Below are 23,012 nucleotides of genomic sequence, written 5' to 3'. Positions count from 1 at the left end.
CACCATCAGAAATAAGGTTATTTCAATCACTTAAAAACAGGATGAAACTCATAAATAACAGAATTAACCAGAACATAATGCCATATTAATCTTGGCAACAAGCCTACAAAGAGCTCATAGTGATATGAAAATAAAGCCAAGAACTTACCAAAATGAAAATAGATAATCTTAATTACCTTCAGCTTAGAGTATTACTTTCCGTTTATAAAAATGGTCAAGCCAATATAGCCGCCACAGAACTTGGTCTATCAAACTGTAACGTCACGCGTACATTAAATGCACTACGCGATATATTCATGGACTCACTATTCATTCGTAAATCACATGGATTAATTCCAACTAAAAAGTTAGAAGAGCTCATTCCGCACGCCAAGTATCTTGTTGAACAATATCAACTACTCGAACGTCAACATTCTGTTTTCACTCCAAGTGAATCTGGTGGCCATTTTGTAATACGCGCCTATGACGAGTTTGTTTATGCTGTTCATAAAGTGATCTCAAACTATATTCAACCTGAAGCACCCAATATTAGATTCGATGTCCGTAGCTTAAGTCACGATTGCAACAATGAGTTAATAACAGGTGATATTGATTTTGTTGTTGTGTACGAAGGCTTCGATGATAGTCGACTCAATAATGAAATCTTCTCCGAAACTGGAGATATCTACATCTTAGCCAATCATAATCACCCCATTCTTGAGGGTGAAATGTCATTGGAACAACTATCAAACTATCCACTGTTAGAGATTGATAACTATAACGATCTCAGTTGTCCGCTATTGGTTAATCTTTGTCGTGACAATGGATTACAAATGGATGTGGCGGGTTATACCGACAGTGTAGCAACCGCCATGCAACTGCTCGCTCAATCTAACAGCATCACGTTAAGTTGTAATCAATTTACTCGTCAATTTGTCGACATGATTCCCTCGGTTAATTATCGAAGATTAACAGATGAAATGATTAACGATATTAAAGAAATCCGGAGCGAACAAAGAGCAGTTGGAAATTACATTCTCTATGGAAATATAAATAACTCACCCGCATTCAACTGGGTTAAATCAAAACTCGTTTACGGATTAGAGAGAGAATGGCGATTAGCTTCAGCTAGTTAAGAGATAAGTCACACGTCAATAAAGAGGTAGTTAATGGAGTTCACACTTTTTTGCATCACGGCATTTGCCGCTTATCTGGTGTTAAAAAAACCAGAAAAAGAGTCGCTCGCAGACAAATTATTATTTGGTTGCATTGGTTTAAGTTTCTTCATTTGGATAATGATGTCTTGGGGCATTTTACTTCCTATCGGTAATTACTAAAGGGCTACCATGAAAGAGCATTTATTTAACAAGCTAGCTTCATTTGCTTCTATTATTATCATGGCATTACCCGTTGGTATTGCTTGTTTTATTTTCGGTTTTATTTATTTAGATAACCCTTGTGCTTTCTGTTGGCAAGAGCGCACCGCTATGATTCTAGTCGCACTCACTGCACTCTATATCGTTCGCTTTGGTCTAAAACCTAAATATATCGCTGCGCTAGTTTGGCTTGGAATATATGGCGCCTTTATGGCCTCAGTTCATACCTCTATCAATTTAGGCAGTGATATTGGCCAAGGTTTCTCACTAAAAATCATGGGCGCTCATACCTACACTTGGGCGCTATTGGTGTTTGTCGTTGTGCTTATTGTGGTGGCATTACTCATGCTCACACTTGGCAATAAGTTCCCGAATAACGGCTACGGCAAGCAACCACTCGATACGCTTCCTAAGGTTGCCTGTGGGATATTCCTAGTCGTGATCAGTGGCAATATTGTTCAAGCCTTTACGCAAACGGGCCCCCTTCCCTTCGTAGGTCAAGATAGCCCTGGCCGAGTCTCTTTTAATCCTCAATACATGAGTTGGGAACTCGACCACTGGCCAACTTATGCACCTAATGCTCGCGGTGCTTACGCCATTGATAATCCTGATATTGAGACTTGGCAACCAACAGAACCGCTATTTGCTAAGGCTCCTAGAGCGAAATTAGTCGCTGAACAAGTGCTGCCATCGGAGATAAGTGGACGTGTGACTGCCATTGACTATCAAGCTGACGCAGAGATTTATGCCCTAACGACAACAGATAATTGGGTCTATATCCTTGATAAGAAAATGCAAATTCTCAGTAAAGCGCAGATTGATGGCATGTATATGCTGCATATTGAAACGCTTCATGGGGTTGCCTTTACTTCCGCCAACAGCTTGCTGGTGATGGGCTTCAATAAAGCTTGGGCGGAATTAACTCTCGATCCAACACAAAACTGGGAAATGAACTATCGCCGCTTCAACCAAAGTAGCGATGGCATAGGTGAAACCGCTCGCGGCCAGTTCAGCACAGTACGCGCTAAAACCAGCTACAGCTTGGCATTGGGTTACAGCAGCACACTCGCACAATTTGTCACGGTTACGACCCGCGATGCACTCAACGAACACTTAGTGTTATCACGCTTTGACCGCACAGATATGACGCTCTCTGCCGAATCAAATTTGCAAGGACTCCCTGCACTACCTCAAGTAACAGGCATCAGCGTTCAAGGCGAGCAAGCTTGGGTCCTCAACAATGACGGCAGCGAGGTACTTAAGCTCAATCTGCTTACTGGCGAAGTAACACCTATGGCCAAACTGGCTGGCACGAACAATCCGCAAGGACTGTTAGTACAGGATGGCAAACTGTTGACCATCAGCCTGATCAATGGGCAAAACCAACTGCAAACCTATGTGATGTAAGTAATTTCGCCCTGGGATTCTCTCGGGGCATGCCGGTTCCCCGGCGATATAAAAGGCACAAAGCCAATAATCAAAACGAACCTAAGGTTCAAATCATGGTGGGTGATGACGATGAAAATCGATAGACGCACGTTTTTACAAGGAGCTGCAGCAAGCGCTGTGCTGTCCTCCCTGTCAGGCTTAACCCCCGGCATAGCACATGCCAAGCAACAAGGCGCCAATACAGGTCTATTGGCAAAACGAAATGGAGATGTTGTTTATCATAGTTGTTTACGCAACTGTGCAGCCCGATGTTTACTTAAGTTTAGAGTGCAAGATGGTCGCATGACCTATGTATCCGGGGCAGAAGAACAAGCTAAAACAGGTTTAGCTCCCTGCTTGAAAGGTCAAAGCTACGTTCAGTATACCTATGCCGCCGACCGGATCCTACATCCAATGGAGCGTGTTGGTAACAAAGGAGAAGGTAAATGGCGCCGTATTAGTTGGGATGAAGCCTACAGTAAAATATCTAGCCGTTTCAAACAGATCATTGCAGAGCACGGTTCAGAGGCCATTCTTCCCTATAGCTATTCTGGTAATTATGGCGCCATTGGTATGTCCGCTTCCGGTGAGCGTTTCTGGAACCGTATCGGCTCCTCTATTCTTGAACGTAAAGTCTGTACCTATGCCGCCTATGATGGGCTCGAATCCTTGTATGGCACCTTCCTCGGCCCAGATCCTGAGGATATCTTACTCAGCGATGTGTACCTCACCTGGGGACATGATGAAGTTGTTTCTAACACTATTGCTATCAAACTGATTAACCAAGCCCGTGACCGCGGCACCAAGCTGTTAGCCGTCAATCCACAGCGAACCCCTTTATGTTCACAGGCAGATATTTACCTACAACCTCGCCCCAGCACAGATGTGCAACTCTGCGCGGGCATAATGAAATATCTTGTAGAGACAGATCTTGTCGATCATAAGTTTATCGCAGAGCAAACCATTGGCTACGACGCCTTATTGCAACGCTTGAACGAGATCAGTTACGACGAAATAGAGAAGATCACAGGGGTTCCTCGGGCAAAAATGTTTGAATTTGCCAAGGTGCTAGGCGAAAACGAAAAAACCATGTTGCGTATGGGCTATGGTTTCCAACGTAACTTTAACGGTGCCCGCATGTCCCGCGCTGTGGCTATGTTGCTCGCCGTTACAGGGAACTTTGGTAAACGTGGTAACGGATTAATTTACGATAACGTTCATGCAGGTGGCGGACTCAATCAGTATCAAGCGAGCGGTAAATATATGCGCTCCAATCCTGATGCGCAGCGGATCAATATGACGGAGCTAGCCAAGGCGCTACATCCTACGCATCCCACCAGCCATGACAAACCGAGTAAACCCATCCACGGCATGATTATCTATAACGGTAACCCTGTCGTTGTGGCACCGGATACCAATGCCGTTATCGAAGGGATGAAACGGGAAGATCTGTTTGTGGTCGGCCATGATATGGTCATGACTGACTCATTGCAGTATTGCGATATTATCCTGCCTGCGGCCAGCCAATTTGAAACCGATGATATCGTCGGCGACTACCACGGCTACTATGTGCAAGTTTGTCAGAAAGTCATTGAACCTTTGGGAGAATCTAAGTGTAACTGGACCTTCTTCCGTGAATTAGGCCAAGCCATGGGATTTGAAGATCCCGCCTTCAAAGCCAGTAACGATGACATCATTCGCGAGTTGTTAACGACCGATTCGCCTTACTATAAAGGCGTCAGTTACGAGCGTTTGATGAAGGAAAAATACATTAAGTTAGACATTCCCCAGCCTGTACTCGCCGATGGTAAATACGATACGCCAAGTGGCAAGATTGAATTTAGTTCTCAGCTCATGGCCGATGCAGGTTTTCATCCTGTACTCGATTGGGGTTTGCCCGAAGATGAGATGGAAGCCAAAGAAAAAGCACTTCCCTTCCGCCTACTCTCATCAGGTGTTCCACAGCGGGTCAATAGCTCCTTCTACAATGTAAAATACATTCGTGCCATTCCCGCCTACTACGTAAAAATCAATCCTGAAGATGCAAAAACCTACGGCATCAAAAACAACGACAGAGTTCAACTCAGTAATCACCGCGGTGAGGCCAAGTTTGTAGCCATGATAACCAGTGGCGTACCTCAAGGGACCTTGATGAGCCCTAAATGTAATTGGCTCAGACTCAATCCTAACGGCACTGAGGGTTGCACTAACTCATTGACGACAGACAGATTGACCGACATGGGTGGTTGCTCTGCCTACCATTCAACCCGCGTGTCTTTGGCTAAAGCCTGATGGAGAACCCCATGGAAAATAAACATCAACTCGGATTCGTCTTCAGACAAGAAAACTGTGTTGGCTGCCAAGCCTGCACTATTGCCTGCCAAATCCACAATGAACTCCCAGAAGACGTACGCTTTCGTAAAGTCGACAGATACGAAGTGCCACGCGATGACGGTGCAATAGACGTATGGCTAAGCCACTCCTGTATGCACTGTGGTAATCCAGCCTGCTTAATTGCTTGCCCTGCCCAAGCATATACAGTACGCAGTGACGGGCTCGTCGTACTCAACCGCGACAAGTGCACAGGTTGTGGCCTGTGTGTCAGTGCCTGCCCTTACGATGCCGTCGTCATGCTTAAAACTGATGGTAAAGCCGCTAAATGCAATATGTGCATTGAACTGATCGACCAAGGTCTTAAGCCTGCGTGCGTCGATGGCTGCCCCGTAAAATGTCTCGATACCGACCGTATCAATCAGTTACTCGCTCAAAAACCTTCAGTCTCTAAGCAAGGGATTGGTTACGGTAACTGCGTCACCAAACCTAACATGGTCATTGTTAAGGAGCGGCTATGACATCAACGGATTTTGGTCCAGTAGCGGCAGGTTATCAGGCGTTCAAGGGAATGTTGTTTACTCCTTCCTCTCCCGAAACCCTGCAACTGCTGATCACTTGGTTAGAGCATAACCAGCAATATCCCATGCTGTTGCAGGAGGCTCGTAAATGGTTGACTGAGCCGATAGAGCTCGAATGTGACTATAACCGCATGTGTATCGGACCGACACGCTTGTTAGTTCCCCCCTATGAGTCTGTGTATCGCGATGGGGGAAGGCAACTCAACACCGACAACACCAGTACTGTGGCCAAGTTTTACCAAAAACTAGGCCTAGTAATAGATAACAAACTCAATGAACCTGCTGATTATATTGGCAATGAAATGGAGTTTCTCTTCTGTGCCGAAGCCCTACGCCATCACCATAGCAATACCAACCCCACAGTAGCCAATGAGTTGAACCAGATGGCACAGTGTTTTTTACAACAACATCTCGGTACTTGGTTTGAATATTTCACAGACGGAATGTCACGCCATGCTCAGCTCAAGTTTTGGGACTGCTATGCCAAGTCACTAGCCGACTTTTTGGCGAACAGATTAAATATTGCAGGGGCCCATGCCCCATCTGAAAAGCCTCGACTCGATGCTTAAGGATATAATATGAAAAGATTAATCACTGTTATCACTAGTCTTACTGCTGGCATTTACAGCTTACCGCTACTGGCGAGCGAAACGTTAATGCCCCAACCTCAACAATGGCAACCCATACAGGAAATCGCCGTTCAAGGGGATATTCCTGAACTTCGTGGAATGCCACTACAGCCTGAGTTTCCTGCGCCCTTGGCCCAAGTCAATCAAGGCTATCTCGAAACGCTCGCTCCTGCGACTTGGTGGGCCGATCTACTGACTTACAGTTTCTTTGGGATGTTTTTCGTCTTAGCCCTGTTTGTTTTAATCAATGGCAAGGCAAAACTGACTCAAGGTTTCTCTGGCCATAAAGTCAACCGTTGGAGTGGAATGGATATATTGTTCCACTGGATAGGCGCAATCGCTTGCCTACTGCTGATCGGCACCGGACTGGCGATGATCGCAGGCCGTTTTTGGTTAGAACCGAATATGGGAGCAGAACGTTGGATCGGTTTTATCGGTAGCTCTGTAGCCATTCATAACCTTATGGCCTTCCCCTTTATATTAGGTTGGTTAGTAATGGTGGTGAAATGGGCCAACAAACAACTCCCTGAAGCCTGCGACTTAGGTTGGTTTAAGACGCTCGGCGGCTACCTCAACTTCGGCTCGTTCAAAGGCAAGCACCCTGATGCGGGCTTTGCTAACGCAGGCGAAAAACTCTGGTTCTGGTGTTTTGCCCTGTTTGGCGCTCTGATGATTGGCTCCGGTGTGGTCTTGATGTTCCCAAGCTTGGTCGCAACCAAAGATGGCGCCAATCTCGCCTTAATCCTGCATCTCGTGAGCGCTTTCGTGCTCGGGGCATTTACCGTCGTACATATCTATATGGCAACAGTGATTTCTGAAGGCGGTATGGAATGCATGCTCACGGGACAATGCGATGAGAACTGGGCTAAGCAACACCACAATCTCTGGTTCCAGAAGTTACCTAAAAGCAAGTAAAAGCTGACGACTCGGGGTCACTGCAACTCCAAGTGAGTCAATAACGCCAGTATCCCCCCATTCGGGGGGAATCACCCACACCCATGTCCGCGATCTTTAAGGTCAGGGCTAGTTGCATCTTAAAAACCCGTTACACCCTAAAATAAGGGGAAAATTATGAATAAAACCTCACTACTGCTACTCGGTCTCACGCTGCCTTTTGCCACTATGGCCGCAGAAAATCGTGATTGGGAGCAACTCGATCGCCGCCTACAACACTTAGAACAGCAACAAACAACTCAACTGCAAAATACCGAACTTAGCCTCTACGGCTCACTGAGACCGACGCTAGTCTACAGCGATAGTCGTTTGAGCGACGATTGGGATGTTGGAGATGCGCTCTCACGTATAGGGATTAAAGGTAAAACTGAATTCGCTCCCGGCTGGGCATTGCTGGCACAGGGGGAATGGAAAATAAACCTGAACGGTGATGGTAGCTTTGGTGATGCACGCTTAGCTTTTGCGGGCGTAAGCTCTCCTTGGGGACAATTCACTCTCGGCCGTCAACGCCCCGTACAATATAGCCTAGTCGCCGAATATACTGACATCTTCAATAATGCCAACTCGCCTTTCGCCTACAATCAGGAGAGTCCTTTCTTTACGGATAATCTCGCGCTCTATCAAACAAAAATCGGCTATTTTACCCTTATGGGATCCGCTCAATTTAAGAGCGAAGAGGCCAACAGTGGCGCCGATATGCTGAACGCAGGGCTTGGCCTCGATTGGCAGCAGTTACACCTAGGCCTAAGTTACCTAGAACAGGATACTTTCGAGTCCAATCTTAATACTGGCAAAGAAAATACTACTGGCTTTGCAATGGCTTATAGCTTTACCAATGGTGTCTATCTTGCCGTTGCCTATCAATATAAGGACTACCAACTCAATCAAGGCGAAGACCGAGAGGGCTATAGCCTCGATAGTGCACTCGCCCTTCCACTCGGCCAGAACTATAAGCTTAAGCTGGGTTACTTCCGATTCGACGATGGGATAAACGACTCAAGCAGTCTTAACTATCAAGGCGTTAATACCACAATAGAGTGGAATCCCAGCGCCAATGTGCGCCTACATGCAGAATACTTATATCAAGACAATGACAACCGAGATACAGATAACAGTATCGCTATCGGGGTTCGCTACGACTTCGATTTAAACTGGAAAGGTTAACCAAAACCCAGCCAAGGATGGCACTCCACTCAACTGCGCAGATTGCTCATAAGGTACGGCGATATGCGGCGGGTGTCAGGCCGAAAGTTTGTTTGAAGCGTGCCGAAAATTTTTCTGCTGACAAGTACCCGCAAGACAATGCGACTTGTAAAACTGAATCGCTAGAGTTTTGCAATAGTGCTAAACCCTGGCACAAGCGCACTTCGGCAAGTAATTGCCTAAAGCTTGTGTCTTCCTGCGCCAGTTTACGTCTTAAACTGGCACTGCTCATATGCAACTTGTCGGCGATTTCCTCTTGCTGCCATGGGGCAGAAGGATGTTGACTCAGTATTGCCAATACGGCTTGAGTGACACTCGATTGCTTATGACCATAAAGCCAATTCACACTACTTTGCTGCGGCAAACTTAACAATAATGCGGCTAAATAATGCATCTGCACCGATGTGGGCAGCGCCAAGGTCAGGCTATGCAGTAACGCATTCCAGGCAAAATCGACCGAGCGTGAGATCGTTTGTGTAGGCTTTGGCATCATCCTATCGGTTGCCGCCAGCGTAACGCCTGAGGGCAACTCATAGGGCAAGACGAGTTGCACCGCTCGGTAACGTCCGCTCATCGGCCGATTGACGAAACTGATATGGCTTCCGGCGGGTAACAATAATAGCTGTTCCACATTCACGGCGAGGGTATCATCTTGCCAAAGCAACGACTTTTCCCCTTGGATCACTCTAATAATCGAGGGCTGATGCACAGGCACCCGTGAGAGTGATTGCGCCTGTTTCGAGTCGTATTCAAACATGCGGATCATACATCAGCCCTGTAATATCAGCGGTGATACACTGCGGTCAGCTTAGCGTGCCCTAAAGCTTGTGCATTGAGCATAAAGCCTAACAGCGCGGGTGAGGCATCCTTAGGTAACTCTAATGGCGACGGTAGCGCCCACACTGTAAATTCATATCGGTGCATGCCATGCCCCTGCGGTGGACAGGCGCCACCAAAGTCGGTGGTGCCAAAATCATTCTTTAGCGCAATCGCCCCTTTAGGTAATGCATTGGCTTTAGAACCCGCACCTTGCGCTAATTGCTGTTGATCGCCACCAATATTATAAACTGCCCAATGCCACCAGCCGCTGCCCGTGGGTGCATCGGGATCATACGCCGTCACCGCATAGGCTTTCGTGCCTTCAGGGGCATCGCGCCAAGCAAGTTGGGGCGAAATATTTGCGCCTGTACAGCCAAACCCATTAAAAACAAATTGATTCGATAATTGCTGACCTTCACTAATATCTTTGCTCGATAAGGTCATGGCCTGCACCGACCCTAATACTGCGGTAAATAATCCAATTCCGACTATCCACTTATGTAAATGCTTCATCACAATCTCCAATTGATACGTAACACCGCTAATTTACGTCAGTCTTAAGTGGCAAACCTGCCTCAAAACGCCAATTTTCTTCCCTAAATGCTCAAAATTGAGAAAAAGTGTCGACTTTTTGTCATATTTAAGCACTCAAGTGATTTTGTAAAGACTTCATCTGCATTTTTATGCAAGGATGGCGTACCCTATAAATCACCAAGCAAATTAATACTGTAGTTTGCGCGTAATTAGATATTTATTATTTATAAATTTATGCATTTTTAATTTTAAAAATAAACTGACAACATTTACTTTCGTTATTTAGATAATGATACTTAAGGATGATTGACTGTAATTACACAGATAAAACTTATTGCAATAAATAATTACAGTTAATTAAAAATAAGACACCGATCATATTTTTATTGGCAACACCTAGATAAACTCCATGCCGTAATAAAACGAATTAATAATTTTCTCGAATTTCATAATGGAGTTGTATATGAAGAGGAAATCTAAAATCATGGCACATATCCGACGTACTAGACATATCATGATGCCTAGCCAACGTGATTACTTCGACCATTCATTTATCTTCCTTCGCTAATCTTCGCGTAGGTAGTAGACCAATTAACAGGTCTAAAGTGGTATTGCCCTCGTAAGCGCATACACTTATCGTACTGTTTTTTTTCAGGTTTATTATCTCGCACCTAAATCAAAGCATTCTTTTGCTCGTGCAGTAACGCTGCGGCTAAGTCATTCATTTTGAATAAATCTATCTATTTATTCTTGGACGACTATAGCTTCATCATATCTGCACACGGAATAGCCATATCTAATTTAATACCATTAATATTTTTTAATTAGGTATAGGCCAAGTTGTATCCAAAACTTTTTAAAGTAAAAGGGAAATTAACGATGAAATCATTAAAAGTTGCCGCCAGCTTATCTGTTAGATCATGTTTTGAAATAGACAGAGAAGTAGTCAATGTATTAACCACTGATTTTTGCGATGTGGGCGCGGCTGTAGTTTCTGTTGATGATGTTAAAAATGGTATTGTTGAAAAAATTAAAAATACCGGATTAAAACTGCCTATTTTCGTATCCGTTTGCTGTGAAGAAACCTTCCCAGATGATATTTGCTCCTCGATTACCGGGGTATTTGAACTCTGCGGTAGCAATACCGATTTCTATGGAAAACAGGTCGAAACCGCCGTCCAAAAATATGAGCAAGCCCTACTACCACCTTTCTTTGGCACACTGAAAAAATACGTGGAAATGGGTAACTCTACCTTTGCTTGCCCAGGACATCAGGGTGGTCAATTTTTCCGTAAACATCCTGTGGGTCGTCAATTTTTCGATTTCTTTGGCGAAACCATTTTCCGCTCAGATATGTGTAATGCCGACGTTAAACTCGGCGATCTGTTAATCCACGAAGGTGCGCCGCTGGATGCACAAAAATACGCGGCGAAGGTATTTAACGCCGATAAAACCTACTTTGTGCTTAACGGCACTTCTTCTTCAAACAAAGTGGCGACCAACGCACTGCTGGCGAAGGGTGACTTGGTATTATTCGACCGTAACAACCATAAATCCAACCACCATGGCGCGTTAATTCAAGCCGGTGCGACACCGATTTATTTGGAAACTGCCCGTAACCCCTTCGGTTTTATTGGCGGTATCGACGCCCACTGCTTCAAAGAAGCTTATTTAAGGGAACAAATTCGCGAAGTAGCACCTGAACGAGCCGATGAACAACGTCCATTCCGTTTAGCGATTATCCAGCTCGGCACCTACGACGGCACCATCTACAATGCTCGCCAAGTGGTTGATCGTATTGGTCATCTATGTGATTACATCCTGTTTGACTCTGCTTGGGTTGGCTATGAACAGTTTATTCCTATGATGAACGACTGCTCGCCACTGCTGCTGGAACTGACACCTGAAGATCCCGGTATTATCGTGACTCAGTCAGTGCACAAACAGCAGGCTGGGTTCTCACAAACCTCGCAAATTCACAAAAAAGATAAACATATCAAAGGCCAAGCCAGATACTGCAACCATAAACGCTTCAACAACGCCTTTATGATGCATGCCTCTACCAGCCCCTTCTACCCTCTGTTTGCTGCATTGGATGTGAACGCTAAGATGCACGAAGGCGCCAGCGGCCGTTATCTGTGGCGTGAAGCGGTAAAAGCCGGTATCGAAGCGCGTAAGTTACTGCTTAAAAAATGTAAATATATCAAGCCATTTATCCCAAGTATGATCGAGGGGCGCCCATGGCAGGATTATCAAACTGAACAAATGGCCGATGATTTACGTTTCTTCGAGTTTGAACCCGGACAAAAATGGCACTCCTTCGAGGGCTATGAAAAAGGCCAATATTTCGTTGATCCTTGTAAGTTCCTATTAACTACGCCAGGTATTGATGCCGAAACCGGTAAATATACTGAGTTTGGTATTCCCGCAACTATTTTGGCTAACTTCTTACGTGAAAATAATATTATTCCCGAGAAGTGCGACTTAAATTCGATTTTATTCTTGATGACACCTGCGGAAGATATGGCAAAAATGCAGCACTTAGTGTCGCAAATATCTCGCTTCGAGAAATTAGTCGATGAAGATGCGCCATTATCAGAAGTATTGCCAAACGTCTATAACGCCAATAAAGCACGTTATAAAGACTATACTATTCGTCAACTCTGCCAAGAAATGCACAACCTTTATGTCAGCCATGACGTAAAACAATTGCAAAAAGAAATGTTCCGCCATGCTCACTTCCCAACAAAAGTAATGGACCCACAGGAAGCTAACCTCGAGTTTATTCGCGGCAATGTTGAATTAGTGCCACTGTCACAAATCGAAGGGCGAATTGCCGCAGAAGGCGCCCTGCCATATCCACCAGGGGTGTTATGTATGGTGCCAGGTGAAATATGGGGTGGCGCAGTACAACGTTATTTCCTAGCCCTTGAAGAAGGCATCAATTTATTACCCGGATTCTCTCCAGAATTACAAGGTGTTTACCTCGAAAGCACCCCAGACGGAAAAATCCAAGCCTTAGGTTATGTATTAAATAAATAATTGAATCTGACTGTAGAGTTAATTAACCCCGCTCTACAGTCAATTTCAACCTTCTATAATGAATTACATTATTAGGTCATTATTATGAGTAAATCAGAAAATAAAATTGGCGTTGTCCAATTAACGATTATCACCATAGTCAATATGATGGGCTCTGGGATTATCATGCTGCCCACCCAATTAGCCCAAGTCGGTACTATCTCTGTGCTTTCTTGGCTTGTGACCGCCGCAGGCTCAACCGCGCTGGCCTTTGCGTTTGCAAAATGCGGTATGTTCAGTAAAAAAACCGGTGGTATGGGCGGTTATGCCGAATATGCCTTTGGCCGCAGCGGTAACTTTATGGCGAACTACACCTATGCGGTTTCGCTACTTATCGCTAACGTCGCCATCGCTATCTCCGCCGTGGGTTATGCCGCGGTGCTACTCGAAGTGAACTTAAGCCCAATGGCTATCTGTCTTGCCACCATTGGCGTGCTTTGGTTAGCCACAGTCGCAAACTTTGGTGGTGCTCGCATTACGGGTCGCGTGAGCAGCGTGACCGTATGGGGGATTATTCTGCCAGTGATTGGCGTGTCGTTAGTCGGTTGGTTCTGGTTCGACATCGACCTCTATAAAGGCGCATGGAACCCACATGATATGCCGTTCTTCAAAGCCTTAGGCGGTTCTATCGCGATGACCTTATGGGCATTCCTTGGCTTAGAATCGGCTTGTGCTAACTCAGAGGCCGTTGATAACCCAGAGAAAAACGTTCCTATCGCCGTAATGGGCGGAACCTTAGGAGCGGCGCTTATCTATATCGTTTCCACCAACGTGATAGCTGGGATTGTGCCTAACGCCGAACTTGCTAATTCAAACGCACCTTTTGGTTTAGCCTTCGCGCAAATGTTTAACCCTGTTGTGGGTAAAATCGTAATGGCCTGCGCCATTATCTCCTGTACAGGTTCATTGCTCGGTTGGCAGTTCACTATCGCGCAAGTGTTTAAAGCCTCTGCCGATGAAGGTTTCTTCCCTAAAGTGTTCGCTAAAGTCAGCAAAGCAGATGCGCCAATTTGGGGGATGACCATCATCGTTTCGATTCAAACCCTGCTGTCTTTGATGACTATCAGCCCATCACTGAGCAAACAGTTTGAAGCGCTCGTTAACCTTGCGGTGGTAACTAACATTGTGCCTTATATCCTGTCGATGGCAGCGCTAGGTGTGATGCAAAAACAACTCAAGGTGCCAGCGAACAAAGCCCGTGTCGCCAACGTGATTGCGATTATCGGTGCTCTGTATAGCTTTTACGCCCTCTATAGTTCTGGTGAAACAGCTGTGATGTTAGGCGCTATCGCGACCTTCTTCGGCTGGACTATCTACGGGGTGATCTCCAACAAAACCCCAAGCGTTGGGATTAAAGCAGCGTGAGCACAATGCCCCTGCGAGTCTCATTTAATACATAAGAAACTTAACAGCAATACGTCATTAGGGACCTTAAGCCGCAGAGCCTAAGGTCCCCAGACAAAACTTGCCTAATTTAGGTGGAATGATGAAAAAAACCTGCATAGCGTTAATGCTACCTATGCTGTTGGTGGCCACCAGCAGCCAAGCGATTGAACTTTATAACGATCAAAAAAACTCATTAGATTTAAGCGGTTGGTTAGGATTCGCGGCACTCAACGACAGCCACGATACCTCAGTAATCGATGACTCCTCCCGAGTACGATTTAGCTTTGAACGCAGCGAGAGAAATGGCTGGACCGCCTTTGCCACCACGGAATGGGGCATCAACATGGTGTCTAGCGATGACAGTTTAGTGATGCAAGGTGGCAAATTGGCCGCCGAAAAAACCGAAGACTTCCTCTACAACCGCTTAGGTTACGTCGGTATGTCGCACGATGAATGGGGTAGCCTCAGCTTTGGTAAGCAATGGGGCGCTTACTATGATGTTGCAGGCACTACGGATTTACCGAACGTCTTCGCCGGATATAGTGTCGGTGCCTATGCCTTTAGCGATGGCGGGTTAACCGGAACAGGCCGTGCCGACTCCGCGTTTATCTACCGCAATAGCTTTGGCCCAGTGCAAATCGCCCTACAATACGCCGCCAAAACCAATGGTGATGTCACCTTAAAAAACGACGACGGCAGCGAAATGACTAACTCTGAGCTCAATTTCGACAGCAGTTACGGTGCCAGCCTGACCTACTCACTCACCGATAAATTTAAACTGCTAGCCGGCTTTAACCGTGGCGACTTTGAAGGCCACCTAGGTAACACTCAAGTCGATGAAACCAACGAAATCGTCGGTATCGGTGCCATGTATGGTGATTACTATCACTACGCCGATAACCGCGAAGCCAGCGGTCTCTACGTCGGCTTTAACGCTCATCAGAGTAAGAACAATGAGCTGGTCGGCGGCGAACTCTACGACGCTACTGGCGCTGAGCTGATGACGGCCTATCAATTCGATAATGGCTTTGTGCCTATGATTGTCCTCAGCTATTTGGACTTAGACACAGATGCAAGTACGCCCATCCAAGGCAAATGGACCCGCCAATTCGCCATGCTTGGCCTGCACTACCGTTACAGTAACGACACTGTGATGTTTGCCGAAATGAAGTTAGATTTCAGCAATATGGATGATCCAGCACTCGAAGCGCAGGAAGATAATGGCTTTGCGGTAGGGATTAACTACTTCTTTTAGGGATGGAAAATCTTCATCAGGCTCTCCCGTACATTGAGGGATAGCGGCTCACGTTCCTCATATCCGTGAGCCCATTTGAGACCGGAGTGCGGCGCACGTTCTGTCTACAAACGCTCGCCATACACTCATTGGATGGTACCGCTGGTTTGCCATCACCTCTGCGCCACTCCAAATCGGTTTACTGGAGTGGCTTTTTTTTCACCGTTACTTGGCGTGCTGACGGCCTGAAGAGGCTTTGTTTCCGCGACCTTGGTGGCCAGCCTTACCCTGCTCTGATTTTCCCTTAAAGCCCGACTGACCAAAAGGTGCCTTAGCTCCCGGACGGCTGCTCTTAGGCTGCTGACCTTGCGTTGCATTCGCCCCAGACTTGGGTCCCTTAGGCTTGCTTGCGCTCGGTTTTCCCTTGGCATCACCCTTACCTTTACGCTCATCGAACTGATTGCCCGAGAAGCGCGTCAGAGCTTTTTGCCCTTGGTTAGCATCCTTCATCCATTTCGGGCCACGTTCGTTGCGCCCTTCTGGTGGAACAAGGTGATTCGGACTATTACCAATCAAATCTTCACGTCCCATGGCAATCAAGCCTTCACGGATAATCGGCCAACCTGCAGGGTCATGGTAACGCAGCAGCGCCTTATGCAGGCGGCGTTGGCGGCCCTTCTTCGGCACAGGCACCACTTCACTGGTGTGCTTGACGTTTTTCAGCGAGTTCAACTCAGTGTGATAAATGGTCGTCGCGTTTGCCATTGGCGATGGATAGAAGTTTTGCACTTGGTCGAGCTTAAACTTACGCTCCTTCAACCAGAGCGCGAGGTTAAGCATATCCTCGTCGGTCGTGCCCGGATGCGCCGAAATAAAATAGGGGATCAGGAACTGCTCTTTACCCGCTTCCTTAGAAAACTTATCGAACAGCTCTTTAAACTTATCGTAGGCGCCCATGCCGGGTTTCATCATCTTGCTGAGCGGCCCTTCTTCGGTATGCTCAGGGGCGATTTTCAAATAGCCGCCCACATGGTGCTGGACTAACTCTTTGACATAGGCCGGATCTTCAATCGCTAAGTCGTAACGCACGCCCGAAGCAATCAAGATTTTCTTGATGCCGGGCACAGCGCGAGCGGCGCGGTACAAGTCGATAGTGTGTTTATGATCTGTGCCTAAATGGCCGCAAATCGATGGATACACACAGGATAAGCGGCGACAGGTTTTCTCCGCTTTTTCACTGGTACAACCGAGGCGATACATGTTGGCGGTGGGGCCGCCTAAGTCGGAAATCACCCCAGTAAAGCCGGGAACCTTATCCTGAATATCTTTGATTTCTTTGATAATCGATTCTTGCGAACGGCTCTGGATAATTCGGCCTTCGTGCTCGGTAATCGAGCAGAATGAACAGCCACCAAAGCAGCCGCGCATAATGTTGATCGAGGTTTTGATCATGTCATAGGCAGGGATTTTCTCCTTGCCGTAGGCAGGATGCGGCACCCGTTTATAGGGTAAATCGAACACGGCATCCATTTCGTCGGTATTGAGTGGCCAAGCTGGTGGGTTCACCCACACGCCACGGTCACCGTGGGGCTGGAACAGCGCTCGCGCACAACCAGGGTTTTGCTCTTGGTGCAAAATCCGCGAAGCATGGGCGTATAAGTATTTGTCTTCAGACACCTTTTCAAAGGCAGGCAGCAGCACATAGGTTTTATCCCATGGCTTAGGGCGTGGCGGCTGCACACTGATAGGCTTTGGCGCATCGTTATCGAAAATTTTAACATCCGATGGGCCTGATAAATTGGCGCAGCCCACATCGTCGGCGCCATAGGGGTTCGGAATAGGATCAATCTTATGCAATTGATCGATTTTGCGAGAATCCATCCCACGCCACTCGGGCATAGGTTCTTTACGGATCACCGCTGTACCGCGCACATCTTGGATATCCGCAATGGCTTCACCCGCCGCTAAACGACGCGCCACTTCGGCCAGCGGACGCTCGGCGTTGCCGTACATTAAAATATCGGCCTTGGCATCAAAAATCACGCTGCGGCGGACTTTATCCGACCAATAATCGTAGTGCGCAATACGGCGCAGACTCGCTTCGATGCCGCCGATAATGACAGGCACATCTTTAAAGGCTTCTTTACAACGTTGGGTATAAACCGTCACAGCGCGGTCGGGGCGCTTACCGCCGACATCGCCCGGAGTATAGGCATCATCGCTGCGAATACGGCGATCGGCGGTATAACGGTTGATCATTGAATCCATATTGCCGGCGGTAACGCCAAAAAACAGATTCGGGCGCCCTAGCTGCATAAAGGCATCTTTGCTCGACCAATCGGGCTGAGAAATAATCCCGACGCGGTAGCCTTGGGCTTCTAACATCCGGCCAATGACCGCCATACCAAAGCTTGGATGGTCCACATAGGCGTCACCAGTGACAATAATAATGTCACAGCTGTCCCAGCCTAATTTCTCCATCTCCTTGCGAGACATAGGTAAGAAAGGCGCGGTGCCGAAGGACTCGGCCCAATACTTGGGATGGCTAAACAGTGTGGATTCAACTTGCATCGATTTTGACCCAAAAACGTAATGTCAAACAAAGGTGCAGACAAAAGCAAGCCGCACCGATTTAGGGACGCGGAGTATAGCAGGCAAACAGGGATAAGTGCGATTAAAAAAACAGCAGCCGAGGTGTTTTTAGGGGTATTTACGCCAATGCGCTTAATACCCCTAAAGTGGCTAAGGATATGGCTTAGACGGCCATTACCCAATCTCAGCAGTTACAGACTTTGGGCAAAATGCACTAAGTTGACTAGGGCTAGGCTGATAGTCACCAACCAAGTGAGCAACACCCCCCAAAAACGCCCAAGATGATAACCGCCTTTGCCTTGAGTTAAGCCAATAGCATGGAGTAAACGCGCCACAATCCATACAGTACCAAAACAATGCAAATAGAAATGCGCCAAACCACCCGCCTCGGCCACCAGCATTAAAATCAATACGATGGGCGCATTCTCAATTAGATTTGCGTGCACCCTGTTCGCCAGTGCTAAAGCATCGTTACCGCCGTCACCGAGACCGATTTTTTGGCTTCGTCTTAATTTCACCACTCGATACGCTAAAGCAATGATTAACAACCCAGTCAGGCTCGCGTAAAACCCTGTTACGATTAATGGCATAGCAACTCCCTTTTAATTAACATAAGCACGGTACATACCGCAAAAATTCAGCAATTTATTTGTATTCAGGTTAAAAGCCATTAACCTTTTAGTGACGAGATAGGTTAATATGCGCGCGCAATCTCTTACAACTTTTTATACAGCGAATAGCCCGATTGGATAACGAACAGTTTCTCGAAAAGCGTAAATTTATCATTAAGCTAGGTAAGGCTTTGCATAAGTTTGGCACACCCGCTTACCGTCTTGAAACCCATTTACAAACCGTTTCTCGGACGCTCGGAATCGAAGGTTATTTTTTAATCTCGCCGACCTCCATGACCTTCGTATTACAACACGATACCGATCAAGAATATAACCATGTTGCGCGGGTAAAACCCGGCGAGTTGGATTTAGGCTCTCTCGCCCGCACCGATGAACTGGTGGATGAACTCACCTCGGGCAAACGCACACTCACCGAAGCCTTAGACAGGCTAGAGGAAATCGCTAACAAACCCAACCCCTATGGCCCAGCACTAACTTGTTTTTCCTTCGGCACCTCAGCAGCGGCATTTGCCATGTTGATGGGCACAGGGTGGAACGATGTTTTTTGGTCTGGTTTGTTAGGCTTGCTAGTCTATGGCTTTGTATACCGCGCCGAGCGCTCGACACGCATGGCAGAAGTGTTAGAGCCATTCGCGACGATTGTTTGCGCCATTGCCGCCTGCGCCATTGCCCGCATCGACCCTAATATTAATATTCCGGTGGTGATCCTCTCCTCCATCATCATCTTTATTCCCGGTTTAGCCTTAACCTTGGGGCTTGCTGAGCTGGCGGCACGCGATTTGATTTCGGGCACGGCGCGGATTATGGACGCCAGTATGCTGTTGTTTAAGCTATATTTTGGTGCAGTGTTGGGGATGGCAATTGGTAAAGCCTTCTTCGGTGAGGCCATTTATATCGAACCGGAAGGATTGCCTCGCTGGGCGATTTGGTCGGCGGTGCCCATCCTTTCTATGGCGCTGGTGTTCATCTTTAAAGCACGGATGCAAGATTCGCCTTGGGGCGTTCTAGCGGGAATTGTCGCATTTTTCTCCGCCATGTTAGGTGGGCACTTTTTTGGGGATTCGGTGGGGATCTTTTTTGGTGCCCTAGCCGTAGGAGTTTACTCCAATCTTTATGCCCGTTGGATGAAGGCTCCCGCCTCAATTGCATTGCTGCAAGGCATTGTGATCTTAGTACCCGGCAGTAAAACCTACATAGGGCTGAACGCGCTGATCTCCGGCGAAACTATGCTTAACCAATCCCATATTGGCTCACAGATCTTTTTGATCTTTATGTCGCTTATCGCCGGACTGATTTTTGCCAACGTCGTAGTACCACCAAGGCGTACGCTATAACATTCATCCTCAGGGCTGGCGCCAATTCCAGCCCTATTCTTAAAATAACCTTATGAAAAATCATAATCTTATTAAAATGTTTACTTGACTAATCGTCATATCCCGTGTGTTATTAAATTGTGAAGCACAGCAGAACCTTAAGCTGTCGCCATCCAGTTTACGGGAGTGGTTTTATGCAGAAGTTTACCCTGTATGCATCGATTCTACCTTGTTGCCTCTGTGGTCTAGTCAACCTAGCCAGAGCGGATGAGGTTTTGCCTAAAACGCCCCCCGAGGAAGCCCCAAAAAAGGTCAGCAAAATTGTCGTGGTGAGCAACCCGATCTTCGACGAGTCAGATCCCGATGCATTTTTTATCCACCGTTGGGCGAACTATCTGCATATAAATACCAAGGAATATGTTGTTCGCGATAAGCTTACCTTTAGCGAAAACGATACGGTCACCCAAAAAGATCTCGATGAGTCTCAACGTTTACTACGCGCCGAACCCTATATTCGTGATGCCAAAGTTTATACAAGTGAGAAAGATCCCCAAACGGATTCTCCCCTCGAAGATGAATCCATTATTATTGAAACTTGGGACAACTGGTCGCTACTGCCAACGGCCAGCTTTAGCAGCTCAGGAGGAGACACTCGTTATTCCTTTGGCGTAAAAGAAGATAACCTTCTAGGTACTGGCATTCGCACCCGCTTAAAGTATCAATCTAACGAATCCCGCACTGGCTATAAGTTTGCCTTTGAGGCTCCCGTGAGTTTTATCGATCACGGCATTGTCGCCGCTGAATTTTATGATAATAGTGACGGCCAAGCTAAACATGTGTACGTGAGCAAGCCTTTCTATTCATTGAATACTGAGACCATGTACTCGGCCGAGTTTTTAGATGATAGCCGCACCGATATTTTGAGACAAAATGGGCAAGAGGTGAACGAGTTTGCCCACACTGTCGATTACCTTAATTTGCAATATGGTTGGTTACTCAATAGAAGCAACGACAATCTGTCTCGCTTTATTGCTGGCTTTACCCAAGACAAACACGAGTTTGCCAATTCAGAGGTGTATCCCAACTCAGAGTTACCACAAGATAGGGACTTTATGTATCCCTGGGTTGCCTATGAATATGTTCAAGATGATTTTCAGATACTCAACAACGTGCACCTGATCCGTAATAATGAAGACTTTAACTTAGGATGGCATCACTATATCCAACTCGGTATTGAAACCAATGATATCGGCGACAATAACCCAGTGGGTTACCACTTTAAATGGCAAACCAGTAGGGGTTATAAATTTGATGAACATCTTTGGTTACTGGAAATGGGCGCGACCAGCACTCTAGGCACCACGCAAAAAGACACTTTTCAGGCTAATGTACAAGCGGAATACTTCTATCAAATCAATCCAAAATGGATTGCCTATGGCAAAGCTTGGGCAAGCCTGTCCAATAATACCTATCTCGATCTAACTCAAGGACTTGGGGATGAAACTGGAGTACGAGGTTATCCCAACGAATATCAACAAGGGGATAACCAATGGTTATTTACCGCTGAAATCCGCAATTATCCGAATATCAACTTATACCAATTAGCCGAACTCGGCTGGGCAGTCTTTGCGGATGTAGGCCAAGCCTCTGGTGGCCCCTTAGCCGACAATAACGAAGTCAACGGCCCGCTCGGTAGCATAGGTATTGGCGCGCGGATTTATTCATCTAGATCCAGCTACGGCAACGTCGCCCATATCGATTTTTCGGTACCTTACACGGGGGGCGATTCAGTAAACAGTTGGGAATGGCGATTCTTAGTCAAACAAAGCTTTTAAGCTATTTAGTTGACAGAATATTAGCCTTAGAGACGCTATAAGCCATTTTAAATCAGGCCGATAAGAGCGATCCCTATGGCTCACTTTTAGTGATTTTTAAGTAGGCTATATTCTTCTAATCACTAAAGGGGGATTTATAGTGGTCAACAAAATTGGATTATCATCTCTGCTATTACTTCAGCCTTTAACCGCTTTTTAGTCGAGTATTTTCATTCTCAAGTTCATTTAAGCAAACCACTGACACTGTCCCGATACCACTAAATTTAGCTCGCCATTGAAACCAGCCACATCAAATATCTCATCAGTTCATAGCCTTACAGGTATTTCAATCCGAGGCGCATAACGCAGAAAGAGTTATTCCATTTTAAGTCAATCCCACAGGAAGCAGGATGCCTTTGAGGCTGTCAGTCACTGCATGGTAAGGCGCTTATACTGCGATCGAGGCTTTTGGCAGAGCCCATTATGCCTTCAAGCCTTCACCTTGCCTAAAGTGCTTTGCACTCCGCTAAATGAACAGATATTGAATACGATTGGTATGGTACATCACACAGTGATGCGCTCATAAATGAGAGGGATAAATGCTGCAGAACAGGATTCCGCGACAATTTAAATAGATAAATTCCAAAGACGAAAAAGCCCTAACATTGCTGTTAGGGCTTATCGAAATGTTGGCGGAGCGGACGGGACTCGAACCCGCGACCCCCGGCGTGACAGGCCGGTATTCTAACCAACTGAACTACCGCTCCTTTAACTTAACGTTTGCACATTAAGCTAAATTAGGCGCTTGGCGATGACCTACTCTCACATGGGGAGACCCCACACTACCATCGGCGCGATTGCGTTTCACTTCTGAGTTCGGGATGGGATCAGGTGGTTCCACAAGGCTATTGTCACCAAGCAAATTTGGTATTTACTTACCCGTCTTATCTCACGCAGGCAGTAAATTAATTCGGAAAGCTGTATTGAGTACCACTTCTTAAGTGTTCATATTCGTCTAAGTGCTACTTAGCAAAACCCATCTGGGTTGTATGGTTAAGCCTCTCGAGTCATTAGTATCAGTTAGCTCAACGCCTCACAACGCTTACACACCTGACCTATCAACGTC

17 protein-coding genes, 1 tRNA gene and 1 rRNA gene are annotated in these 23,012 nt (G+C 46.5%); 13 read left to right on the top strand and 6 right to left on the bottom strand.

The window, feature by feature from the left end; all coding sequences use genetic code 11:
* Window positions 1–152 precede the first annotated feature (152 nt).
* From M0413_RS01660 to M0413_RS01630, 7 genes are all read left to right on the top strand, one after another.
* Window positions 153–1,115, top strand: coding sequence for a LysR substrate-binding domain-containing protein (locus tag M0413_RS01660; protein ID WP_249552957.1), 963 nt, complete (start codon window positions 153–155; stop codon window positions 1,113–1,115).
* Between the two features lie 210 nt (window positions 1,116–1,325).
* Window positions 1,326–2,762, top strand: coding sequence for a disulfide bond formation protein B (locus tag M0413_RS01655; protein ID WP_249552955.1), 1,437 nt, complete (start codon window positions 1,326–1,328; stop codon window positions 2,760–2,762).
* A 111-nt stretch (window positions 2,763–2,873) separates the two neighbouring features.
* Entirely contained in the window at window positions 2,874–5,075 is a 2,202-nt protein-coding gene (locus M0413_RS01650; protein ID WP_249552953.1) for a molybdopterin-dependent oxidoreductase, read from the top strand.
* Between the two features lie 11 nt (window positions 5,076–5,086).
* A complete protein-coding gene (locus tag M0413_RS01645; RefSeq protein WP_037413781.1) occupies window positions 5,087–5,635 on the top strand; it encodes a 4Fe-4S dicluster domain-containing protein in 549 nt (182 codons plus the stop codon).
* Entirely contained in the window at window positions 5,632–6,264 is a 633-nt protein-coding gene (locus tag M0413_RS01640) for a TorD/DmsD family molecular chaperone (protein ID WP_249552952.1), read from the top strand. Before M0413_RS01645 ends, M0413_RS01640 begins: the two co-directional genes overlap by 4 nt.
* Window positions 6,265–6,273: 9 nt before the next feature.
* On the top strand, window positions 6,274–7,239 hold the full coding sequence (locus M0413_RS01635; RefSeq protein ID WP_172590234.1) for a formate dehydrogenase subunit gamma: 966 nt from the start codon (window positions 6,274–6,276) through the stop codon (window positions 7,237–7,239).
* 156 nt (window positions 7,240–7,395) lie between these two features.
* A complete protein-coding gene (locus tag M0413_RS01630) occupies window positions 7,396–8,442 on the top strand; it encodes a porin (RefSeq protein ID WP_249552950.1) in 1,047 nt (348 codons plus the stop codon).
* Between the two features lie 46 nt (window positions 8,443–8,488).
* Here the strand turns inward: M0413_RS01630 and M0413_RS01625 are convergent, their stop codons facing one another.
* Window positions 8,489–9,247, bottom strand: a complete 759-nt coding sequence (locus tag M0413_RS01625; protein ID WP_249552948.1) for a helix-turn-helix transcriptional regulator — start codon at window positions 9,245–9,247, stop codon at window positions 8,489–8,491.
* 17 nt (window positions 9,248–9,264) lie between these two features.
* Window positions 9,265–9,813 (bottom strand): YbhB/YbcL family Raf kinase inhibitor-like protein, encoded by a 549-nt coding sequence (locus tag M0413_RS01620; RefSeq protein WP_047534161.1) that lies wholly within the window; start codon window positions 9,811–9,813, stop codon window positions 9,265–9,267.
* Window positions 9,814–10,285: 472 nt separating this feature from the next.
* Here M0413_RS01620 and speFL point away from each other — a divergent pair, with 472 nt between their 5' ends.
* The 4 genes from speFL (at window position 10,286) to M0413_RS01605 (ending at window position 15,556) form a co-directional block, all read left to right on the top strand.
* Window positions 10,286–10,402 carry a leader peptide SpeFL gene (gene speFL, locus M0413_RS23100; RefSeq protein WP_367303096.1) on the top strand — a complete coding sequence of 39 codons (117 nt, stop codon included), beginning with the start codon at window positions 10,286–10,288 and terminating at the stop codon, window positions 10,400–10,402.
* 311 nt (window positions 10,403–10,713) lie between these two features.
* The gene (gene speF, locus M0413_RS01615) at window positions 10,714–12,876 is read left to right on the top strand and encodes an ornithine decarboxylase SpeF (protein ID WP_249552946.1); all 2,163 of its coding nucleotides are present in this window, start codon (window positions 10,714–10,716) and stop codon (window positions 12,874–12,876) included.
* Between the two features lie 84 nt (window positions 12,877–12,960).
* Window positions 12,961–14,280: a putrescine-ornithine antiporter gene (gene potE, locus M0413_RS01610; protein WP_037413789.1), complete on the top strand. Its 1,320-nt coding sequence runs from the start codon at window positions 12,961–12,963 to the stop codon at window positions 14,278–14,280.
* Between the two features lie 121 nt (window positions 14,281–14,401).
* Window positions 14,402–15,556, top strand: a complete 1,155-nt coding sequence (locus M0413_RS01605; protein ID WP_047534155.1) for a porin — start codon at window positions 14,402–14,404, stop codon at window positions 15,554–15,556.
* A gap of 204 nt (window positions 15,557–15,760) precedes the next feature.
* On the opposite strand, the gene M0413_RS01600 is transcribed toward M0413_RS01605, so the two are convergent.
* On the bottom strand, window positions 15,761–18,106 hold the full coding sequence (locus M0413_RS01600; RefSeq protein ID WP_249552944.1) for a YgiQ family radical SAM protein: 2,346 nt from the start codon (window positions 18,104–18,106) through the stop codon (window positions 15,761–15,763).
* 212 nt (window positions 18,107–18,318) lie between these two features.
* The gene (locus M0413_RS01595; RefSeq protein WP_109277580.1) at window positions 18,319–18,717 is read right to left on the bottom strand and encodes an MAPEG family protein; all 399 of its coding nucleotides are present in this window, start codon (window positions 18,715–18,717) and stop codon (window positions 18,319–18,321) included.
* A gap of 155 nt (window positions 18,718–18,872) precedes the next feature.
* On the opposite strand from M0413_RS01595, the gene M0413_RS01590 reads away from it, so the two are divergent.
* Together M0413_RS01590 and M0413_RS01585 are read left to right on the top strand one after the other, a co-directional pair.
* Entirely contained in the window at window positions 18,873–20,093 is a 1,221-nt protein-coding gene (locus tag M0413_RS01590; protein ID WP_037413798.1) for a threonine/serine exporter family protein, read from the top strand.
* Window positions 20,094–20,266: 173 nt separating this feature from the next.
* The gene (locus M0413_RS01585; protein ID WP_249552943.1) at window positions 20,267–21,907 is read left to right on the top strand and encodes a BamA/TamA family outer membrane protein; all 1,641 of its coding nucleotides are present in this window, start codon (window positions 20,267–20,269) and stop codon (window positions 21,905–21,907) included.
* Between the two features lie 669 nt (window positions 21,908–22,576).
* On the opposite strand, the gene M0413_RS01580 is transcribed toward M0413_RS01585, so the two are convergent.
* Together M0413_RS01580 and rrf are read right to left on the bottom strand one after the other, a co-directional pair.
* Window positions 22,577–22,653: transfer RNA gene (locus M0413_RS01580), tRNA-Asp, on the bottom strand.
* Window positions 22,654–22,689: 36 nt separating this feature from the next.
* Window positions 22,690–22,805, bottom strand: a 5S ribosomal RNA gene (gene rrf / locus M0413_RS01575).
* Window positions 22,806–23,012 lie beyond the last annotated feature (207 nt).

It is taken from the genome of Shewanella sp. 8A (genome assembly GCF_023475945.1).
In the GTDB taxonomy this organism is placed as follows: domain Bacteria; phylum Pseudomonadota; class Gammaproteobacteria; order Enterobacterales; family Shewanellaceae; genus Shewanella; species Shewanella xiamenensis.
This window is presented reverse-complemented; position numbering and strand designations above follow the sequence as displayed.

What these genes read in the sequence shown, in the direction of transcription:
- M0413_RS01655 (WP_249552955.1), top strand. Translation starts at nt 1,326, where the DNA reads ATGAAAGAGCATTTATTTAACAAGCTAGCTTCATTTGCTTCTATTATT.
- M0413_RS01595 (WP_109277580.1), bottom strand. Translation starts at nt 18,717, where the DNA reads ATGCCATTAATCGTAACAGGGTTTTACGCGAGCCTGACTGGGTTGTTA.
- M0413_RS01650 (WP_249552953.1), top strand. Translation starts at nt 2,874, where the DNA reads ATGAAAATCGATAGACGCACGTTTTTACAAGGAGCTGCAGCAAGCGCT.
- speF (WP_249552946.1), top strand. Translation starts at nt 10,714, where the DNA reads ATGAAATCATTAAAAGTTGCCGCCAGCTTATCTGTTAGATCATGTTTT.
- M0413_RS01635 (WP_172590234.1), top strand. Translation starts at nt 6,274, where the DNA reads ATGAAAAGATTAATCACTGTTATCACTAGTCTTACTGCTGGCATTTAC.
- speFL (WP_367303096.1), top strand. Translation starts at nt 10,286, where the DNA reads ATGGAGTTGTATATGAAGAGGAAATCTAAAATCATGGCACATATCCGA.
- M0413_RS01640 (WP_249552952.1), top strand. Translation starts at nt 5,632, where the DNA reads ATGACATCAACGGATTTTGGTCCAGTAGCGGCAGGTTATCAGGCGTTC.
- M0413_RS01620 (WP_047534161.1), bottom strand. Translation starts at nt 9,813, where the DNA reads ATGAAGCATTTACATAAGTGGATAGTCGGAATTGGATTATTTACCGCA.
- M0413_RS01660 (WP_249552957.1), top strand. Translation starts at nt 153, where the DNA reads ATGAAAATAGATAATCTTAATTACCTTCAGCTTAGAGTATTACTTTCC.
- M0413_RS01605 (WP_047534155.1), top strand. Translation starts at nt 14,402, where the DNA reads ATGAAAAAAACCTGCATAGCGTTAATGCTACCTATGCTGTTGGTGGCC.
- M0413_RS01600 (WP_249552944.1), bottom strand. Translation starts at nt 18,106, where the DNA reads ATGCAAGTTGAATCCACACTGTTTAGCCATCCCAAGTATTGGGCCGAG.
- M0413_RS01625 (WP_249552948.1), bottom strand. Translation starts at nt 9,247, where the DNA reads ATGATCCGCATGTTTGAATACGACTCGAAACAGGCGCAATCACTCTCA.
- M0413_RS01585 (WP_249552943.1), top strand. Translation starts at nt 20,267, where the DNA reads ATGCAGAAGTTTACCCTGTATGCATCGATTCTACCTTGTTGCCTCTGT.
- M0413_RS01645 (WP_037413781.1), top strand. Translation starts at nt 5,087, where the DNA reads ATGGAAAATAAACATCAACTCGGATTCGTCTTCAGACAAGAAAACTGT.
- M0413_RS01630 (WP_249552950.1), top strand. Translation starts at nt 7,396, where the DNA reads ATGAATAAAACCTCACTACTGCTACTCGGTCTCACGCTGCCTTTTGCC.
- potE (WP_037413789.1), top strand. Translation starts at nt 12,961, where the DNA reads ATGAGTAAATCAGAAAATAAAATTGGCGTTGTCCAATTAACGATTATC.